Raw genomic sequence first — 17,946 nt, 5'->3', positions numbered from 1 at the left:
ACTGACGTTGAATACCCACCTTGCAACCTAGGATTAGGCATGATTACCTGTCTATCTTAGCTTTTTTTATTGATCGTTCAATCAATAAAAATACACATGTTACATGGAGCTGGCGTTTAAAGAAAAAACCTGCACATTTAAGCAATATGTCCATTTAAACAATATGTCTATTTAAACAAGTAGAAGGGGAGTGGTAATGAAACACGTCTATTTTTGCGGTTTAAGCGCGCTACTAATGGGAACTGCCGTACCGGCGATGGCTCAGGCGGATGATTGCTCACGTGTACGTTTTGCAGAAGTTGGCTGGACCGATATTACCGCAACCACTGCTTTGGCAAGTGAAGTGTTAGAGGCGCTGGGCTATGAGCCCAGAGTCGATACGGTGTCCGTCCCGATTGCCTATGCGGGCATGCGCAATAATGATTTTGATGTCTTTCTAGGTAATTGGATGCCCTCTATGGCGTCCATCAGTGACCCGTATATTGAAAGTGGCGATGTTGAACGTCTGGTTGCCAATCTTAAAGGCGCTAAATACACGCTGGCCGTTCCGCAGTACGTGTATGATGCAGGGGTAACCTCGGTGAATGATTTAGCGGCCCACGCTGATCAATTTAAACATCGCGTACATGGCATTGAGGCTGGTAACGATGGCAACGAGCTTATTCAGCAGATGATTGATGATAACGCTTACGAGCTGGGCGATTGGCAGGTCGTGGATTCCAGTGAAGCGGGCATGCTTTCTGAGCTTACTACGCGGGTTCCCAATGAAGAGTGGATGGTCTTCTTGGGGTGGGAGCCGCATCCCATGAATACCAATTTTGATATGGCCTACTTATCAGGCGCGGATGACTACTTTGGGCCTGAACTGGGGGGCGCCACGGTGCACACCAATACACGCGCCGGGTTTGTCGAAGCGTGCCCGAACGTGGGTACATTGCTTAGCAATATGACCTTTACGCTGGAAATGGAAAATCAGTTAATGAGTTCGATTATGGATGATGGCGTTGACCCTCGCGCTGCCGCCAATCGCTATTTAAAAGAAAATCACGATTTATTGAAGGCGTGGCTTGAAGGCGTGACGACTCTGGAGGGTGAACCGGCTCTGCCAGCGGTTCAGGCTGCGCTATAAGCAGGTTATCAGCCAATTTAAAGGCAAGCCTGTTTGCGGCTTGCCTTTTGCATCGAGAATAGGCATAATCTGCACCCGCTGATGTCGGAAAGGCTACGTAGCTCAGCTGGTTAGAGCACATCACTCATAATGATGGGGTCCCCTGTTCAAATCAGGGCTTAGCCACCAAAATCAGCGCCGCAGTACACGTTTAGTTCATGTGTATTGCTATGGTGGCCCCTTAGGTCCTCCCGCAACGCTAAACTGCGAACCCCGCCAGGCCCGGAAGGGAGCAACGGTAGTGGTGGCTGCGTGTGCCGGGATGTGGCTTTTGGGGCCGCCTCCATTTCTGTTATACCCCTTCCAGATTGCCGTAAACGTGCCTTAACCTCCCATAATTTGCTCAGTGTGAATGCGCGTATACATTCTGCTAGAACGTCCCTGGATAGGCGCCGCCGTCGAGTAAAATATTCTGCCCGGTCAGGTAGCCCGCATGTTCGCTGCACATAAACGCACAGAAGGCGCCGAACTCTTCAGCTGTGCCGAATCGTCGGGCAGGCACTCCTTGAACACGCTGCTCGCGTACCTGCTCAATGTCTTGCTGGGTTTTCTCGGCGACGTTTTTGAAGTTGCCGCGTAGCCGATCGGTGTCAAAAGAGCCGGGTAGCAGGTTGTTGATCGTGACATTGCATGAGGCAAGTTGTGGCTGGCGCGCGAGCCCGGCGACGAAGCCGGTCAGCCCGCTGCGTGCACCGTTGGAAAGCCCGAGGATATCGATGGGGGCTTTCACAGCACCTGACGTGATGTTGACCACGCGTCCAAAGCCGTTGGCGGCCATGCGGTCCACCGTCGCCTTGATTAGCGCTATCGGCGTGATCATGTTGGCGTCCACGGCCTGTATCCAATCTTCACGATCCCAGTCGCGGAAATCACCGGGTGGTGGCCCGCCGTTGTTATTGATCAGAATATCGACCTGCGGGCAGGCAGCAAGCAGTGCCTCGCGCACTTCTTCATGCCCAATATCGCCGGGTACCGGGCGAACTTCAATTTCAGGGTTCAGTGCCCGTAATGCTTCGGCGGTTTTCTCGAGCACCTCGGCGTTACGCGAGTTGATGGCTAGGTTGACACCTTCTTTGGCGAGCGCTTCAGCGCAGCCCCGGCCTAGCCCTTTGCTTGCTGCACAGATCACTGCCCAGCGCCCCGTGATTCCCAAATCCATACTGTGCGCTCCTTCTTATTCAATTTCCGGCTTTAGCGTAATGAATAGTCACCATTGATCGATAATAGTATGCCTGTAACGAATTTGGCGCTTTATGGGGCAGGCAATAAAACTGAGCTGGCTAGATTATTAGCCATGGACACAGTATAAAAAAAGCACCGGAGCAGGCACATCCAAACTAAACAAACGGCTATGAAGCGGCATCTTTCTCAATATGCAGGTAAAGAGGATCAAATTCGCCTGCCTGCTGTATTTTGATCCAGTCAGGTATGGTCATGCGACTTTTGTCAGTCTGGATCAAGCCATCTGAGCGCAGCGCTTGAAAGACTCGGTTCACGTGAACCGGTGTCATTCCTGTCGCGTCTGCTATTTCTGCCTGGGTAACGGGCATGTGAAACGTGTTGTTCTCAACTAAACCTACCGCCTTTAGGCGCAGCATGAGTTCACAGATAATATGCGCGATGCGCGAATAAGCTTCACGCTGGCCTATATTTAGAAGCCATTCACGAAAGATTGAGGCGTATATAAGGGTTTCACGCCAGAAAACACCCGCAAGACGAGGGTGACGTTCGAACAGTTGGTTCAAATCCTTGTGCTGGATGAAGCCGAGTTTGCAAGGGCTGATAGAGGCAATATTAATATCTAGGACCCTCAGGTGCAGGCTTTGCAGGTCAGCGATATCGCCAGGCACATGTAGGGCCATTATTTGACGCTTGCCTTCGATAGATACTTTATAGACACAGGTAAAACCTTCAACAATGAAGCAGCACTGAGCCGGTTGATCTCCCACTCTTACAATGTCGTGATTAGTTTTAATGTTTTTGATTTGAACCGGTAAGTCTGTAAGCGCCTGCTTTTCCTCGTCAGTGAGAACGAAAATGCTGTCTAACTTACGGATCATTATTTGATTGGGGGAATCGGGCGCGGTAGTCATGTTGGACTCCATGGTTTGCAGAAATGAAGCCACATGCAACATTTACCTGCTTCTTTGCTAATAGTGTGAATCTAGCCTTGAGCATGCTGCACATGAGGGTAAATAGCCAGAGGTTGTAGGGTGTGCAGCCCAATCATCGCACTGCGTATTATGCAGTTAATCTAATGTCCTGTTTGGCAAAGCAGTGTATTCAAATTTTAAGGTGAGATAACGCTTATATACCGTGCAACCAAAGGAAGCAGGCAGCTTTGGCATCCATTACTGGCTATGTGTACAGGAAATGGAATCTTCTCATGTTATGCAGGACGAAAACAGAATCGTAATTTAAGAAAGCGGCTCAAGACTAAAGCATTAAGGCTAAACGTTGGCCGTGGGAATCCTCATCAATGCAGCCAATTTACTCTGTCGGCCATGCAGTAAATCTGCCAGCGTGTAATTATCCAAAACCCCCAAGAAAGCTTCAAGCGCATCATTAAGAATCGGCTTTAGGCGACAAGAAGGGGTAATGACGCAAGCATTGTTGTCTCGAAAACACTCGACGAGCGCCATTTCCTGCTCGGTGTCTCGTATCAACGCGCCTAATCGAATAAGCTCGGGCGCGCGATTGAGCCAAAGTCCGCCATGTTTGCCGCGAATTGCTTTAAGGTATTCTTTTTGATGTAATTCCTGGACGATTTTCATCAGGTGATTGCGCGAGATCGAGAACGTCTCGGCAATTTCCGTAATGGTTGTCCGCTGTTCACCCTTGGTTGCCAGGTAAAGCAGCACGCGAATCGAATAATCCGTAAAGCGAGTTAAATGCATAGCAGTCCGAGGGTGGATTAAACGCTGCATTGTACGGCGTTTTTCGGGCGTGGGGAACGTCCTTCCTAAGCGGGATCACCAAGGAACAGCCAGGATGCCGTTATGTATGCTTATTCATCTGGGGTCGATGATTTTTTTAACCTATGACAGATAAATCGTTAGCATGGGGGTATAGCATGGACAAACGATATACACAGTGTTCGTACATATTAGCCGCACGGAAAAGCTGTCTCAGGGAGGTCGTATGAGCTATGACATAGCCCTTAAGCGGGTTTATTCAGCGTTTGAAGAGCATGATGGTGCACGTATATTGGTCGACCGCCTATGGCCACGTGGTAAAGAACGTGCCTCCTTAGCATTAACCGACTGGTATCGGGATGCGGCACCTTCCTCAGCCCTGAGGCGTGATTATCATCAGCAAAAAATTAGCGAGGCCTCCTTTCAAACCCGTTACCGGCTGGAGCTAAAAGAGTCTGCTGACGCGCTACTGCCCCTAATGCGCTACGCCCGGCAAAGCAAGCTTACGCTTTTGACCGCCTCACGCCAGCTTGAGCAGTCGCATTTGCCGATTTTGCGTGAAGCGCTTTTGGGTGCCTTAGAAGAAGAGGATAGCGGTGATCGCGAGCTAGCGTCTTCACCTTGTATGTTAAGCCAGCAGACCGAGATCTAATTATTTGAGCTATTTATGACATTAAAGCGCGGAGTATTCCGCGTGTTTTTACTGGTAGTGTTGACGCTTGGCTTGTTGCTGATAGGCCCCGCGTGGATGCTTGCCAGCGGCATGATTGTGACGGATGCGCATTGGTCAACGCTTGACCGCTCTTCGTCCGGGTTGGCACCGCATCCCGACGCGTCAGCCGATGCAGTGATCCAGGTCTATGCTGCCCATACTTATAATTGGCGTGGCGCTTTTGGCGTGCATCCATGGATTGCAATGAAGAAGCCGGGGGCATCGCACTATTATATTTATCAAGTGATGAGTTGGCGCCGACCTACGGTTGTCGCCGCGGAGGATATGCCGGATCGTGCTTGGTATGGCAATACGCCTTCGCTTTTGGCCGATTACCGTGGGGAGGATGCGGCGGCGCTTATTCCGGCTATTGAGGACGCGATCGCCCGCTACCCCAGCGCTGAACAGTATCGAATATGGCCAGGCCCTAATAGCAATACGTTTGTTGCGTGGGTCGCTCGCGAAGTCGAGGGGTTTGATGTCACGCTGCCTGTGACGGCCGTCGGTAAGGATTACTTGTTTGATTCATTGATTGCCCCGGTGCCAAGCGGTACCGGCTATCAGCTTTCACTGGGCGGTGTGGCGGGGCTACTGGTGGCGCTTGAGGAAGGTATTGAAGTTAATCTGCTGGGGCTCTCTGTAGGAATTGACGTTAAGCATCCTGCGCTTAAATTACCCGGCGTGGGTCGTTTAGGAATGCCTGCCAATGTTTTAGGTAATGGCCCTTTCGTAACAGAGTAAATAACTAAGAAGGGCAATATAGCTTTAATTTAAAATAAGCTTTTTTATTAATGTATTGTTTGAGTGCAAGCTTTATGAGATTGCACTTTTGTTGTGCGCTTTGAATGTTTGGTAATTAAGCGCCGCAATGAAAAAATCTTTCTTCTGACTGGTATTCTCGTGGTGGTTTTGGAAATATATTCCTATTCAGAGCTTTCAGGAGAAATAAATTGCTTATTGATCGATTTGATTTGAAAATTATTGAACAGCTTCAGCATAATGATAACCTTTCTATTGCCCAGCTTGCAGAAGGCATAGGGCTTTCGGTAACCCCTTGCTGGCGTCGAATCCAGCGCCTTGAGAAAGAGGGTGTGATCGAAAAAAGAATCGCCGTCCTAAACCCTGAAAAGCTTAATCTTGGCTTGACCGTGTTTGTCATGATTAAAACTGATAAACACAATCAAACCTGGCTGGATGCTTTTAAAGAAGCCGTTCAGTCCTTCCCCGAAGTGATGGAAGTTAATCGACTAGCGGGAGAGTACGATTATTTGCTTAAGGTCATTACGCGCGATAACCAATCGTTTGATGCCTTTTATAAAAGGCTTATCGCTAAAATAGAGCTCAGTAATGTCACATCATGCTTCTCAATGGAACAGGTCAAAAAAACTACCGAGCTGCCACTCGGCGACGTCATCTGAATGGATTGAATATATTCGTGATGACGTGATTGGCGAGGGAGAGGTTATTCCTGGGCCATTCGGGCCTCGGCCTCTTCTATACGCTGACTACACGGCATCGGGCCGGGCGCTGGGGTTGGTTGAAGAAGCCATGCGACATCAGGTGTTACCGTTTTACGCTAATACCCACACCGAAACCTCCTATACCGGTAAAACCACCACTCAACTTCGTGAAGCGGCCCGCCAGGCAGTAATGAGTTCGGTAGGCGCTGATGCCGATTACGCCGTTATCTTTGCCGGCGCAGGGGCAACGGCTGCGATTAATCGCTGTAGCCATATTCTTGGTCTTCAAACCCCGTCTGAATCCTTGTCGCTTTCCAGGCCCGTTGTCTTTCTCGGACCCTTTGAACATCACTCTAATGACCTTGTGTGGCGTGAGTGCGATGTAGATCTGGTGCGTATTCCGTTAAACGAGAGCGGCACCCCTTGCCTTGAGTCGTTGGCGCTAGGTCTTGAAGAGTACGCTGACCGCAAGACAAAGGTGGTGGCGTTTTCCGCAGCTTCTAATGTCACCGGTATTAAAACAGACGTTACCGCACTGGCTCGCTTGGTTCACCGGCATGAAGGCATTGTATTGCTCGATTATGCCGCCAGTGGCCCTTATGTGAGCATCGACGTAGCGGGCACGGGTGAGGGCGATCATATTGATGGGATTTTCTTGTCGCCGCATAAATTTGTGGGTGGCCCGGGGAGCTCCGGCATTCTGGTTATCCGCAAAGCGCTATGCCGTAATCCCATACCCTCCGTGGCGGGCGGCGGCACAGTGTCTTATGTGACGGCTCAGCACCATCGCTATGTAACCAACGTTCAGCGGCGCGAAGAAGCCGGGACACCAGGCATCCTGGGCGATATTCGCGCGGGCTTTGCGTTTCGTATTAAAGACCTGGTCGGCGCTGCCAATATTGAGGCGCGCGAAAGTGAGCTGGTCGAGATGGCAATGAAACGTTGGCAAGCTGTCAGCAATATTCATCTATTGGGCTCTTTGACTGCTTCTCGACTGGCGATCTTTTCATTCAATATAAGCGCGGGTGGGCGTGACATTCACCATAACCTGATTGTTGCCATGCTTAATGACCTGTTTGGTATTCAGGCGAGGGGTGGCTGTTCCTGTGCCGGTCCTTATGGTCATGAGCTGCTATCAATAGATGAAAAAACGGCAGTTGAACATGAAGATTTAGTCCGAAAAGGCAGAAGCTTATATCGCCCAGGTTGGGTAAGGCTCGGTTTTAATTTCTTTTTTAGCAATGAGACCGCTAACTATGTAATATCGGCAGTCGAATTTATAGCCCGCTATGCACCTGTACTGATGAAGCTGTATTCCGTGGATGAAACCAGTGGCGTTTGGCTTGCTCGCCATCAAAGCGCCACCCAAGCGCCAACGAATCTCTTGGATGCGCTTCTGCCGCAATATGCTCGCCAAGCGCCGACCATAATGGCAGAAAAAGACGATTGCTTTGCTCAGGCTCAGCAGCTCGTTGAGCAGGCCACAGCGCTGCCGTTAGAGGTGAATGCGCCGTTTACAGATGTACCCGTTCGTTGGTTCTGGTGGCCTCATGAAGCGGAGCAGGCTATTCAGGCACAAATCGAGATGACGCAATGACCATGACCCCTTCACTGGCGGGCGCAGGCTTAGAAGCGCTTAATGCCCGCGTTCAATACGACTTGGCATGTTTGAATATTCCACCCGCTAACTGGGTACCTCCCCAGGTGATGGAAGACGGGCAGCCTGTGCATGATGTGGTGGTTATTGGCAGCGGGCAGTGCGGCATGGTGGCAGCCTTTGCGCTGCTATCCGGTGGCATTAGCAATATCCGTATTTTCGACCGTAATCCGGCTGGTCTAGAAGGCCCTTGGCTGAACTACGCGCGTATGGAAACCTTGCGCTCTCCCAAAACCTTGCCTGGCCCCAGTTATGGGTTTGCATCGCTCACGTTCAGGGCTTGGTATGAAGCGCAGTTCGGTAACCCGGCATGGGAAGCGCTTGATAAAATTCCGCGCCCCACCTGGATGGCCTATTTAAGCTGGTACCGCGACGTATTAAAGCTCCCCGTTGAGAATGACGTAAAGGTCGAGCACGTTACGCCCGAAGGTGATTTGTTAAGGCTTGAGCTTTCAGGCGCCGGTGCGCCCAGCAACACCGTGCTTACCCGAAAACTAGTAATGGCGACTGGCCGTGAAGGCACTGGCGCACCTAAAATTCCAGCATTCGTTAATAACCTGCCCGGCAACGCCTGGTCGCACTCGGCGGATGAGATCGACTTTGCACGTTTAAAAGACAAGCGGGTAGTGGTGATTGGGGTAGGGGCTTCTGCGGTTGATAATGCCGCCGAGGCATTGGAGCATGGTGCTCAGGAAGTACGCTTTTTAATTCGTCGCCCGCAGATGCCCACTATCAATAAAATGATGGGCATCGGGTCCTTTGGCTTTACCCATGGCTACGCCACATTGCCCGATGAGTGGCGCTGGCAAATTATGCACTACTCGTTTGCCACCCAAACGCCGCCACCCCGCGGCTCCACCTTACGCGTTAGCCGTCATGACAATGCTTATTTCCACTTTGACTGTGGTGTAAAAACCATGCAGATGGAGGGCGATGAGATTGTTATTGAAACCCAGCAGGGTACTGTGCGTTGTGATTATTTGATCCTGGGCACCGGTTTTGAAATCGACCCCCTGGCGCGCACAGAGCTTGCCGGCTACGCCGACCGTATTCTGCTATGGCGCGATTGCTACCAGCCGCCCGCCGAGCTTAAGAACGACGAGTTAGGTAACTTTCCTTACGTACAGCGTGACTTTGCGTTCCAGGAGCGTGAGCCGGGAGCCGCACCCTGGTTGCGTAATATTCACTGCTTTAACTATGGCGCGACCGTGAGCCTGGGCAAGGTCAGTGGCGATATTCCAGGGATCAGTGAGGGCGCAAGCTGGCTAGCAGGTGCAATTGCCGCCAATCTTTACCGGGAAGATGTCGAACGTCACTGGCAGCGGCTTGAGCAGTACGATTCGCCAGAATTATTAGGCGATGAGTGGCAAGCGACGCCTTTACCTGATGCGACTGCTAACGCCTAAGTGGCGTATTAATAAGTAGCGTATTAAAAAGCAAGGAATCACCATGACTCATGTATTAGAACAAGCGGCTAATGTGCCCTCTACTGGCCCGTTGGCAGATGCGCTGGCTGTGCGCCACAAGCTGATGGATCTCACCCAGGCTTCCTACGAAGCGGCTTTATTGCCGAGTGATGCAGGCCAAGTGCCTGCCGACATCAGAGCGGCTCTGGCATGTCGGATGGCGCGTATTTGCCAGCAGGCGGGTTTGACCCAGCACTATGCTAATTTACTCGCGGGCTATGGCAGTGATGCTGATCCTTACCAGCTTGCCGAGCCTGGTAACCAGCCTCCCGCAAACGAAATACGCCTTTGTGCCATGGTGACTTACGTTGATTTAGTCACTCAGCGCCCCCGCGATGCCACGAAGGAAGATATTCAAGCGCTCAAAGAGGCGGGTATTGAAGAAAGCGATATCGTTCGGCTGGCAGGCCTAGTGGCATTTGTTAACTATCAGCTGCGCGTTGCGGCGGTACTAAGCGTGATGGGAAAAGATAAAGTGGGAGAAGCTAAATGAGCCGCGTTATTCATAAATTTACGTCGCGAATCCCCACCTGGCGCCCCTATATCACGCCTATCGACTTAGATAGCGCCACGCCTGCCCAGCATGAAGCGCTGAAAGAAACGCCTTCCAATACTAAAATCTCTGATTATGTGCTGGTGCTGGCGCACGATCCTGAGTCGTTGCGGATTCGTACCTCGTTGTTTAACGGCATTATGTACGATAAAGGCGGGCTGTCGCGGGATGAGCGTGAGTTAGGCGCGGTGGCTGCCTCCGTGGTCAACCGCTGCATTTACTGCGCGGCCGTTCATGCCCATCGTTATAACAATATCGTGGGCGATGAAAAGGTCATGCAGGATATCTTCCTGCGCGGTAAAGAGGCGGATCTGGAATCTCGCATCAGAGCTATTTTAAAGTTCGCGATGCGCCTGTCCGAGTGCCCACCTAACGTAACCGATAGTGATATTCAAAGCTTGCGCGATGTGGGTCTTGACGATCAGGAAATTGTTGATTTAACACTTTCAACCACGCTGTTTGGCTGGGCAAACCGGTTAATGCATACCCTTGGCGAACCTGTTTCTAACCTCTGATCTTTAAGCCCTGACACTGAAAATTAAAGAAACGCTGACACATTCGAAGGACTCCCCATGATTAAACATACGTTCCCCCGTCTGGCATTGGTAAGCGCTGTATCCTTGTTGATGGCATCCCCGGCACTGGCAGAAACCCTGCGTCTGGGTACCGTAGTGAGTGCGCCACATCCCTGGATTGACGCTGCAGAAGCCTTTAAGGCAGAGGTTGAAGAAGCGACGGATAATCGTATTACGGTGCAAATTTTCCCGGGCGGTCAGTTAGGCAATGACCAGACCATGGTGGATGAGATTCGCATTGGCACCACGGATATGATCATTGGTGGGGTGATGAATGTGGCTCCCTATGTTCCGGATTTCGAAATTTTCAGCCTTAACTATCTGTTCCAGGACATGGATGAGTTCCGTGCGGCAACCGCTCCTGAGTCGGCGGTTTATAGTTATTTTGATCAGGCTATGACCGATGCTGGCGTTGGGCTAAAGCTTTTGAGTTTGACCGGCGGCGGAACGCGTAACCTGAGTACCAATACCGGTCCGGTCGTAGAGCCGTCTGATTTGGAAGGCGTAAAAATGCGCGTTACAGGTTCGCGCCTGGATGCTGAAACATGGCAACTGGCGGGTGCATTAACTACGTCGCTTCCCTGGACAGAAATTTATACCGGCTTGCAGACCGGTGTTGTTGGTGCGTTCGAGAGCACTATTAGCGGCTATCTTTCAAGCCGTTTATACGAAGTAGCACCGTTTCATGCCAAAACGGAACACCAGATCATGATGAGCCACATCTCGATCAGCGAAAACCGCTTCAATCGGTTCTCTGAAGAAGATCAGACCATTATTCAGCAAGCGGCTCAGCATGCCGGTGAATATGGCACTGAGAAGGGGGTTGAGTACGATGCCGAGTTTATCAAGCAGTTTGAAGACCTCGGGGTTACCGTGACGGAGGTTGATAAACAGGCGTTTATCGATCAAGTGGTGCCTTTGCACGATGAGTTTGCTGAAGAGCGCGGTTTAACTGACCTGCTCGAGACTATCCGCAGCCTATAAAGACCTTGACCAGCATGCCGCCTTCTTTGCACCACAGCGTGGGGCGGAGAAGCGGCGCGTGCCAATAAAAGGACAGACGAATGCGGAAAATCAATGATGTAGTGGAAAAGCTCTTGCTGTGTTTAGCGGGGTCTTTGTTTGCCGCTTTTATCTTGACCGTTCTCTATCAAGTAGTTGCGCGAAATTACTTAAAAATCTCTGTCTCCTGGACAGATGAAGTGGCAATGGCTTGTTTTATTTGGGCGGTATTTATTGGCGCGGCGGTTGCAGTGCGTAAGCGCAAGCACTATGTGATCGATATTTTCCCCCCACAGTTTGTCATTACCCAGCGTGTGCTGCGCCTATTTGGCAGCCTAGCCTGCCTGCCGCTGATTTATGTGCTGGTGGTGCATGGCAATATTCTGGTGGATATGGGGTGGAATCGTCGTTCGGTAGCGCTGGGAACGCCGATGGCCTATGTATTTGCTGCCTTGCCTGTTGCCGGCCTCGCTATGCTTTTATTTTCCATTGAAGTTATTTACGACGATATGGTGGCGCTTTGCAATGGCGGCAAGGTCAAGCGAATGAATGGGGTGGAAGGCTCATGAGCCCACTAATTATACTAATCGGCAGCTTTTTACTGCTGATCGCACTGAGTGTGCCGATTGCCTTTGCTATTGGCTTGGCGTCTATTTTTACTATTTTGGAAATGGGGCTGTCGCTGACGTCGGTTGCCAACCAGATGTTTGCCAGCATTAATTCGTTTCCGCTTTTAGCCGTCCCGTTTTTTCTATTACTGGGACGCCTGATGAATGATGGCGGGATCACGGATCGCCTGCTCAAATTTGCTGATAGTTCAGTCGGGCATGTGCGCGGTGGGCTTGGGCATATTAACGTCATGGTCTCCATGATGTTTGCCAGTCTCTCCGGCTCGGCTGCGGCCGATACGGCAAGCGTTGGCGCCGTGTTGATTCCGGCGATGAAAAAGTCGGGCTATCCGGCTCCCTTTGCCGTTGCTTTAACCGCTGCCTCATCGGTATTAGGCGGTATTATTCCGCCTTCGATTCTGATGGTTATTTACGGTGCGTTTGGCAACGTATCGGTCGGTGCGCTTTTTCTAGGCGGCGTCCTTCCAGGGGTTCTGGTAGGGCTTATGCAAATGGGCTACGTCTACTACATCGCCAAGCGGGAAAATATTAAAGCGACAGGCAAGTTTTCCTTTAAGCAAATGGGGCGCACTGCGGTTGTCGCGGCTCCGCCGATGGCCTTGCCTCTCGTGGTGCTTGGCGGTATTACCACCGGTGTTTTTACCGCGACAGAAGCCGCATCGGTAGCGGTATTAGTCGGCTTGATTCTAGCGGTTGTGTTTTATCGCGCGATTCGTTTTAAGCAATTGCCGTCTATTCTGGCAGAGTCAGCAATCTCTTTTTCGCTGCCTATGTTTGCGGTTGCCTCGGCGGGCATTATGGGCTGGTTAATTTCTTATCTGGGGATTGCCCAGGATGTCGCCAACTTCATTTTATCGGTGACTGACCACCGTGTTGGCATCATGCTGATGGTGATGTTCTTTATGCTAGTGATCGGGACGGTATTAAGCCCCGTGACGGCCGTTATTATTTTCTTGCCGATTATTCAGGGTATTTGTATCGCTGCGGATATTAATCAAATCCACATGGCATTAGTGGTTATCTTGTCATTAACTCTGGGCCTGATAACGCCGCCCTATGGCATCTGCTTGTTAATCGCCACCCAAATTGGTGAAGTTTCCATGCCGCGTGCTTTTATGGCAGTGCTACCTTTGGTTGGATTAATCATGGCGGTCATCTTGGCACTTATTCTTCTGCCCAGCGTATTTTTGTTCCTGCCTCAAATGATGTTCCCTAAAGCGTTTTAAGCGTATTAGTTAGGCCCCATGTCTGGAAAAACGGCATGGGGCTTTTTTTGTGCCTCTAAAAGCCGTTTTTATCAACCAAAGCCTTCGCTATGTTTGCAGATACTTTTTTTGTGCTCTAGTATTTACAGATAGATTAAAGGTATCTGTTATGCAAACAGCCAATAATATTGCTCAGAACAAAGCTGCCGCGGCTGCCGGTTTAAAAGCCGCCGTTCGCATTTTGGATAAATGGCGGGCGAGTGGAGAGCAGGGCGAAGCCATACTGCGGGTATCTCACAGTACTTATGCTCGAGCGAGGCGGGGCGATATTGACGAGATAAAGCTTGATAGCGACCAGCTGACACGGATCAGTTATCTGCTTAATATTCACGCGGCACTGCGTATGCTGTTTGAAAACCCGGATAACCTCTACGGGTTCGTCAAAATGACAAACCATAATCCCTATTTTAACGGGCGTACGCCGTTGGATGTGATGAGTAGCGGTGACTTTGCCGCGCTCTATGAAACGTTTAAGCGCATTGATAGCCTGCGAGGCGCGCAATGGTAGCGCTTGAAACACTGCCCGAGCTGCCCGCTCAGCCCGTTATTGGCTATCGGTTGATTAACAGTAAGTTTCCGCCGATAGACCTATTTGATGATGTCGCCGACGAAGATGAGTTTGCGGCGCTGCATGCGCTTCAGACATTAACCAACCCGCGTCTGCAAAATCAAGTAGGTAATCTGGCCCTGTTGCCCGTTAAGGAGATACCGTTTGGTATTCGCGGATGCTCATACGCCGTGGCACCGTTTACCCACGTAAACCCCAGCGGGTCACGGTTTAGTGATGGCGGGTTTGGGGTGTTGTATGTGGCCGATAATTTGGCAACTGCAATTGCGGAAGTGAAATATCATCAACAAATTTACTGGGCGAAGATTGCAGGCCTGCACTTTGAGCGCTTCGTTTTTCGTGGCTTGAAGTGCGCATTTAATGAGCGAGGCTGTCGGGACGCAACAGTGCTTAAACGCTCCAACCCGATTTACGCCCCTAGTGACTACCGTACTTCAAGAGTACTTGGCTGGTCAGTGCGTGAGGCTCAGGCAGGCGGGCTTCGTTATCACTCGGTACGTGAACCTGAAGCCACGTGCTGGGCGCTCATGACACCTCGACAGGTAAGCGATGTCGTTCAGACGACCCATCTGGAAATGATTTGGAACGGTAGTGTTGCGCAGGTTAACCAACTAAGCGCCTATCAGATCGACGCATAGCTGCTAGCGTTTAGCATGCTGGTCGATAAAACCCTGCATAATCGTTAACGTTTCATCACTGACATGATGCTCCATGCCTTCGGCATCTATCCGCGCGGTAGTGTCATTGACACCTAGGGCGCGCAAAAAATGCAGGACAATATCATGTCGCTTCCTGGAAATTTCCGCCATTTTTTGGCCTTCCTCCGTTAAAAACAGAGAACGGTAGGGTCTGCTGGTGACCAACCCAAGCTCGTTTAAACGCCGGATCATCTTGGAGACCGTTGCCTGGCTTACGCCCATTCGGTTGGCGATATCGGCGGCTCGGGCTTCACCTCGATGGCGAATCAAGTCACCAATTAGCTCGACATAATCTTCGATTAACTCGGTCTCATGGGCATTACGCACGGTTTCGTATTGCCGTGTATGTTGACCAACGGGCGGTAATGCATCGCCACAGTTGCTGTTGCTCATACTGGCGGCGGCGTTGGGATGCGACTGATCGTTATCACTCATTGGTAAACTGTATCGAGGTGAATGGAAATCCTAATGGGGCATGGTAGCGCATTTTATGAAATAATTGTTAGCCAAGGCTAAACTATTTGCACAATGCTTTTTTGTTGAGCTAAAGTTGTAACTAAAGCGATCCTAAATGGAGTACGGTATGAGCCAGCGAAAAGCATGGTTAAAAACGGCCTTATTGCTTGCTGCGGTGAGCAGCATTACAACCGCTCATGCGCAAACGCTCTCACCCCCTATTAACGTTGTCTCCACCTTTTCAGTATTGGGCGATTTAGTTGCCAAGGTGGCGGGCAATGATGCACATGTGTCTGTGCTGACGCCGATAAATGCCGAAGTACATGAGTGGGAGTTGACGCCGGACAATTTTGCGGCCCTGGAAGATGCCGATATCGTTTTCTATAACGGCTATCAGCTGGAGCAATGGATGCGTCAGGTAGAGGCGACCACTCAAGACAACGTTGCCTTGATTCCTGTTGCCGAGGCCTCTGAATACCCGGTTCAGCATATTGCTATCGGCGATATGCAGGGCGATGTAGACCCACACATGTGGACCGATCCGCGGGCAGCTATCGCTTATGTAGAGGTGATCGCCAGTGAATTGGAAGGTTTATTGCCTGAACAGGCTGAGGGTATTGAAGCCCGCGCAAAAGCCGTGACGGCAGAGCTGCAGGAACTTCATGCGGAGCTTCAAAAGGCGCTGAGCGATATTCCTGAAGAGCGTCGTGTCTTGCTCTCCAGCGAAGCGGCGTTTCTGTACTTTTCCGATGCCTACGGATTTGAGCATGACGGTATTTGGGGTAATAACGCCGAAACGGAAGGCTCGCCCCGCCAGCTCATGCGGGTAATCGATATGATTAACGAACGTCAGCCAGCGGCAATTTTCTGGGAAAGTACGATTTCAGACCGCTATGTTTCAAGCCTTGCCGAAGACACGGGTATTCCTGTGGCGGGTCCGCTGTATGTGGATTCGCTCAGCGAGCCTGACGGTGAGGCGGGAGATTATTTTGCAATGTTAAGGCATAACGTTGCGATGTTGCGTCGCGCGTTGGCAACCGAGTAACCCACCATGACAGGAAACACACAGAGTGCCGTGGCAGCCATCGAAGTGAAAGGCCTGTACGCGGCTTATCAGCGAAACACCGTGCTAGAGAACATCGAGCTTGCATTTCCCAAGGGCAAATGGACGGCGATCGTTGGGCCAAACGGTGCGGGTAAATCGACGCTATTTCACGTATTGACCGGCAGCATGAAGCCGCTGCAGGGCAGTGTAAAGGCCTTTGACGAGCCGATTGTCATCCATCGCCGGGCAGGGCATATCGCCTATATGGCCCAGCGAGAGGCGATTGAATGGGACTTTCCCGTCTCGGTATGGGAAACCGTCATGGGGGGGCGCTATGGGCATATGCGACAGGATGCCTTGTGGCGCAGGCTGCTGCCTGCTCGCTGGCACCATGCTCGGCATAGCGAAGCGGTGCGAGACGCGTTGGTGGCCGTGGATATGCTGGCCTATGCGGATCGGCCGATCGGAGAGCTTTCTGGCGGCCAGAAAAAACGTGTACTGTTAGCTCGGGCGCTTGCCCAGCAGGCTAATATTTTACTTTTGGATGAGCCATTGGCGGGTGTTGATCCGCCTAGCGAAAAACTTATTCTTTCGGTACTGCGCCGTGAGCGGGAGGCGGGTAATACCGTGATTATGGTCACTCATGATATGCCGGGTGCACGTCGCCATGTGGATCATGTCGTGCTGATCAACCGTTTTGTACGAGGCACCGGTACGCCGGAAGAAATGCTAAGTGAAGCAAAACTGGCGGAGCTTGCGGTTAGCTCAACCGAACAGACCGTCAATGATCGTCAAACAATGCCAGGGGCTGCCTATGGCCCCGCTCAAGGGTAAATAACGTGGTTGATAGTATGTTGATGATTGAAGCGTTTAGCGACGCCCTGGTAAGTGGATTGATAACGGCATTAATGACCGTGGTTAACCTGTTGCCCAGCAGCATATCCGATGCCTTTCAATATGCGTTTATGCAACGGGCGCTGCTTACATCGGTTCTGGTTGGCGCCATTTGTGGAATGCTTTCCTGCTATGTAGTGCTAAAGCGCTGGTCGCTTTTAGGCGATGCCATTTCCCATGCCGTGCTGCCTGGTGTGGCGATTGCGTACTTGCTGGGATGGCCTTTTTTTGTGGGCGCATTTATTACCGGCGCACTGACATCGGTGGGTATCGGGGCGATTGAAAGAAACACGCGGATCAAATCTGACGCCGCAATGGGGCTGATGTTTACCGCCTCGTTTGCCCTGGGGGTGGTGATTATCAGTAAGCTGGCTTCCAGCACCCACTTAATGCACATTTTATTTGGCAACGTATTGGGTGTTAAGCATTCAGCACTAATGCTCACCTTTGTTGCCAGCGTCATTGCCATTTTAACGGTGTGGCTCGCGTATCGTCCTTTGCTGTTATATGCCTTTGATCCCCAGCAGGCGCAAGCGCTAGGTTTTAATACTCAAATTATTCATTACGGCCTGATTCTTTTACTAACCTTGACGATTGTTGCCAGCTTGGAAACTGTAGGCATTATTCTCGTAGTGGCGATGTTAATTACCCCAGGGGCAACGGCGCATCTGCTAACGGATCGTTTCAAAATAATGCTGCTGATTTCGGTATCTATCGGCGTTTGCTCTGCGGTCATCGGGCTTTGGCTATCGGTTGTGTTTAACGTTGCCTCCGGCGGTGCCATTGTATTGGTAGCATTTGCATTCTTCGTGATGGCGCTGCTCTTTTCGCCCAAGCAGGGTCTTATTTCAAGGCAGTGGCGCCATTGGAGAATGGGCTAGCA

At 51.0% G+C, this 17,946-nt stretch carries 20 protein-coding genes, 1 tRNA gene and 1 other RNA gene; 18 read left to right on the top strand and 4 right to left on the bottom strand.

Annotated elements, in window-relative coordinates:
- Positions 1-196: 196 nt before the first annotated feature.
- The 3 genes from INT33_RS06420 to ffs all read left to right on the top strand — a co-directional run bounded on the left by INT33_RS06420 (position 197) and on the right by ffs (position 1,445).
- Positions 197-1,129: a choline ABC transporter substrate-binding protein gene (locus tag INT33_RS06420; RefSeq protein ID WP_193091444.1), complete on the top strand. Its 933-nt coding sequence runs from the start codon at positions 197-199 to the stop codon at positions 1,127-1,129.
- Between the two features lie 91 nt (positions 1,130-1,220).
- Positions 1,221-1,297: transfer RNA gene (locus INT33_RS06415), tRNA-Met, on the top strand.
- Positions 1,298-1,348: 51 nt separating this feature from the next.
- Positions 1,349-1,445, top strand: an RNA gene (gene ffs / locus INT33_RS06410) — signal recognition particle sRNA small type.
- 93 nt (positions 1,446-1,538) lie between these two features.
- Here the strand turns inward: ffs and INT33_RS06405 are convergent.
- From INT33_RS06405 to INT33_RS06395, 3 genes are all read right to left on the bottom strand, one after another.
- Positions 1,539-2,327 carry an SDR family oxidoreductase gene (locus INT33_RS06405; protein WP_193091443.1) on the bottom strand — a complete coding sequence of 263 codons (789 nt, stop codon included), beginning with the start codon at positions 2,325-2,327 and terminating at the stop codon, positions 1,539-1,541.
- Positions 2,328-2,517: 190 nt separating this feature from the next.
- A complete protein-coding gene (locus INT33_RS06400; RefSeq protein WP_193091442.1) occupies positions 2,518-3,261 on the bottom strand; it encodes a Crp/Fnr family transcriptional regulator in 744 nt (247 codons plus the stop codon).
- A 357-nt stretch (positions 3,262-3,618) separates the two neighbouring features.
- The gene (locus INT33_RS06395; protein WP_192539669.1) at positions 3,619-4,065 is read right to left on the bottom strand and encodes an Rrf2 family transcriptional regulator; all 447 of its coding nucleotides are present in this window, start codon (positions 4,063-4,065) and stop codon (positions 3,619-3,621) included.
- A gap of 244 nt (positions 4,066-4,309) precedes the next feature.
- Between INT33_RS06395 and INT33_RS06390 the strand changes: the two genes are divergently transcribed.
- From INT33_RS06390 to INT33_RS06335, 12 genes are all read left to right on the top strand, one after another.
- Positions 4,310-4,735, top strand: coding sequence for a DUF488 domain-containing protein (locus tag INT33_RS06390; protein ID WP_193091441.1), 426 nt, complete (start codon positions 4,310-4,312; stop codon positions 4,733-4,735).
- 15 nt (positions 4,736-4,750) lie between these two features.
- On the top strand, positions 4,751-5,536 hold the full coding sequence (locus INT33_RS06385; RefSeq protein ID WP_193091440.1) for a DUF3750 domain-containing protein: 786 nt from the start codon (positions 4,751-4,753) through the stop codon (positions 5,534-5,536).
- A 209-nt stretch (positions 5,537-5,745) separates the two neighbouring features.
- Positions 5,746-6,213: an Lrp/AsnC family transcriptional regulator gene (locus INT33_RS06380; protein WP_226940098.1), complete on the top strand. Its 468-nt coding sequence runs from the start codon at positions 5,746-5,748 to the stop codon at positions 6,211-6,213.
- On the top strand, positions 6,143-7,852 hold the full coding sequence (locus INT33_RS06375) for an aminotransferase class V-fold PLP-dependent enzyme (protein ID WP_226940097.1): 1,710 nt from the start codon (positions 6,143-6,145) through the stop codon (positions 7,850-7,852). The genes INT33_RS06380 and INT33_RS06375 overlap by 71 nt, the downstream gene beginning before the upstream one ends.
- Positions 7,849-9,318: an NAD(P)-binding domain-containing protein gene (locus INT33_RS06370; protein ID WP_193091439.1), complete on the top strand. Its 1,470-nt coding sequence runs from the start codon at positions 7,849-7,851 to the stop codon at positions 9,316-9,318. Before INT33_RS06375 ends, INT33_RS06370 begins: the two co-directional genes overlap by 4 nt.
- Before the next feature lie 43 nt (positions 9,319-9,361).
- Positions 9,362-9,871, top strand: a complete 510-nt coding sequence (locus tag INT33_RS06365) for a CMD domain-containing protein (protein WP_193091438.1) — start codon at positions 9,362-9,364, stop codon at positions 9,869-9,871.
- Complete coding sequence (locus tag INT33_RS06360) at positions 9,868-10,446, top strand: peroxidase-related enzyme (RefSeq protein ID WP_193091437.1); 579 nt, start codon at positions 9,868-9,870, stop codon at positions 10,444-10,446. Before INT33_RS06365 ends, INT33_RS06360 begins: the two co-directional genes overlap by 4 nt.
- 57 nt (positions 10,447-10,503) lie before the next feature.
- Positions 10,504-11,490 (top strand): TRAP transporter substrate-binding protein, encoded by a 987-nt coding sequence (locus tag INT33_RS06355; protein ID WP_193091436.1) that lies wholly within the window; start codon positions 10,504-10,506, stop codon positions 11,488-11,490.
- A gap of 80 nt (positions 11,491-11,570) precedes the next feature.
- Complete coding sequence (locus tag INT33_RS06350) at positions 11,571-12,077, top strand: TRAP transporter small permease (RefSeq protein WP_193091435.1); 507 nt, start codon at positions 11,571-11,573, stop codon at positions 12,075-12,077.
- A complete protein-coding gene (locus INT33_RS06345; protein ID WP_193091434.1) occupies positions 12,074-13,363 on the top strand; it encodes a TRAP transporter large permease in 1,290 nt (429 codons plus the stop codon). The genes INT33_RS06350 and INT33_RS06345 overlap by 4 nt, the downstream gene beginning before the upstream one ends.
- Positions 13,364-13,511: 148 nt before the next feature.
- Positions 13,512-13,910, top strand: coding sequence for an antitoxin Xre-like helix-turn-helix domain-containing protein (locus tag INT33_RS06340; protein ID WP_193091433.1), 399 nt, complete (start codon positions 13,512-13,514; stop codon positions 13,908-13,910).
- A complete protein-coding gene (locus INT33_RS06335) occupies positions 13,904-14,608 on the top strand; it encodes an RES family NAD+ phosphorylase (RefSeq protein WP_193091432.1) in 705 nt (234 codons plus the stop codon). The genes INT33_RS06340 and INT33_RS06335 overlap by 7 nt, the downstream gene beginning before the upstream one ends.
- 3 nt (positions 14,609-14,611) lie before the next feature.
- Here INT33_RS06335 and mntR read toward each other — a convergent pair whose 3' ends face one another.
- Positions 14,612-15,103, bottom strand: a complete 492-nt coding sequence (gene mntR, locus INT33_RS06330) for a manganese-binding transcriptional regulator MntR (protein WP_193091431.1) — start codon at positions 15,101-15,103, stop codon at positions 14,612-14,614.
- A 148-nt stretch (positions 15,104-15,251) separates the two neighbouring features.
- Here mntR and INT33_RS06325 point away from each other — a divergent pair, with 148 nt between their 5' ends.
- Genes INT33_RS06325 through INT33_RS06315 form a run of 3 tightly spaced genes read left to right on the top strand, consistent with a single transcriptional unit; the run spans position 15,252 to position 17,944 of the window.
- Entirely contained in the window at positions 15,252-16,169 is a 918-nt protein-coding gene (locus INT33_RS06325) for a metal ABC transporter solute-binding protein, Zn/Mn family (protein ID WP_193091430.1), read from the top strand.
- A gap of 6 nt (positions 16,170-16,175) precedes the next feature.
- Positions 16,176-17,003 (top strand): metal ABC transporter ATP-binding protein, encoded by an 828-nt coding sequence (locus INT33_RS06320; RefSeq protein ID WP_192537934.1) that lies wholly within the window; start codon positions 16,176-16,178, stop codon positions 17,001-17,003.
- A 17-nt stretch (positions 17,004-17,020) separates the two neighbouring features.
- The gene (locus tag INT33_RS06315; protein ID WP_193091466.1) at positions 17,021-17,944 is read left to right on the top strand and encodes a metal ABC transporter permease; all 924 of its coding nucleotides are present in this window, start codon (positions 17,021-17,023) and stop codon (positions 17,942-17,944) included.
- Positions 17,945-17,946 lie beyond the last annotated feature (2 nt).

Origin of the sequence: Halomonas colorata (assembly GCF_014897985.1) — a bacterium.
Classification (GTDB): domain Bacteria; phylum Pseudomonadota; class Gammaproteobacteria; order Pseudomonadales; family Halomonadaceae; genus Vreelandella; species Vreelandella colorata.
This window is presented reverse-complemented; position numbering and strand designations above follow the sequence as displayed.

Bases quoted from the DNA above. Each gene is read 5' to 3' on its own strand.
- INT33_RS06420 (WP_193091444.1), top strand. From the start codon at position 197: ATGAAACACGTCTATTTTTGCGGTTTAAGCGCGCTACTAATGGGAACT.
- INT33_RS06405 (WP_193091443.1), bottom strand. From the start codon at position 2,327: ATGGATTTGGGAATCACGGGGCGCTGGGCAGTGATCTGTGCAGCAAGC.
- INT33_RS06400 (WP_193091442.1), bottom strand. From the start codon at position 3,261: ATGACTACCGCGCCCGATTCCCCCAATCAAATAATGATCCGTAAGTTA.
- INT33_RS06395 (WP_192539669.1), bottom strand. From the start codon at position 4,065: ATGCATTTAACTCGCTTTACGGATTATTCGATTCGCGTGCTGCTTTAC.
- INT33_RS06390 (WP_193091441.1), top strand. From the start codon at position 4,310: ATGAGCTATGACATAGCCCTTAAGCGGGTTTATTCAGCGTTTGAAGAG.
- INT33_RS06385 (WP_193091440.1), top strand. From the start codon at position 4,751: ATGACATTAAAGCGCGGAGTATTCCGCGTGTTTTTACTGGTAGTGTTG.
- INT33_RS06375 (WP_226940097.1), top strand. From the start codon at position 6,143: ATGTCACATCATGCTTCTCAATGGAACAGGTCAAAAAAACTACCGAGC.
- INT33_RS06370 (WP_193091439.1), top strand. From the start codon at position 7,849: ATGACCATGACCCCTTCACTGGCGGGCGCAGGCTTAGAAGCGCTTAAT.
- INT33_RS06365 (WP_193091438.1), top strand. From the start codon at position 9,362: ATGACTCATGTATTAGAACAAGCGGCTAATGTGCCCTCTACTGGCCCG.
- INT33_RS06360 (WP_193091437.1), top strand. From the start codon at position 9,868: ATGAGCCGCGTTATTCATAAATTTACGTCGCGAATCCCCACCTGGCGC.
- INT33_RS06355 (WP_193091436.1), top strand. From the start codon at position 10,504: ATGATTAAACATACGTTCCCCCGTCTGGCATTGGTAAGCGCTGTATCC.
- INT33_RS06350 (WP_193091435.1), top strand. From the start codon at position 11,571: ATGCGGAAAATCAATGATGTAGTGGAAAAGCTCTTGCTGTGTTTAGCG.
- INT33_RS06345 (WP_193091434.1), top strand. From the start codon at position 12,074: ATGAGCCCACTAATTATACTAATCGGCAGCTTTTTACTGCTGATCGCA.
- INT33_RS06340 (WP_193091433.1), top strand. From the start codon at position 13,512: ATGCAAACAGCCAATAATATTGCTCAGAACAAAGCTGCCGCGGCTGCC.
- INT33_RS06335 (WP_193091432.1), top strand. From the start codon at position 13,904: ATGGTAGCGCTTGAAACACTGCCCGAGCTGCCCGCTCAGCCCGTTATT.
- mntR (WP_193091431.1), bottom strand. From the start codon at position 15,103: ATGAGTGATAACGATCAGTCGCATCCCAACGCCGCCGCCAGTATGAGC.
- INT33_RS06325 (WP_193091430.1), top strand. From the start codon at position 15,252: ATGAGCCAGCGAAAAGCATGGTTAAAAACGGCCTTATTGCTTGCTGCG.
- INT33_RS06320 (WP_192537934.1), top strand. From the start codon at position 16,176: ATGACAGGAAACACACAGAGTGCCGTGGCAGCCATCGAAGTGAAAGGC.
- INT33_RS06315 (WP_193091466.1), top strand. From the start codon at position 17,021: ATGTTGATGATTGAAGCGTTTAGCGACGCCCTGGTAAGTGGATTGATA.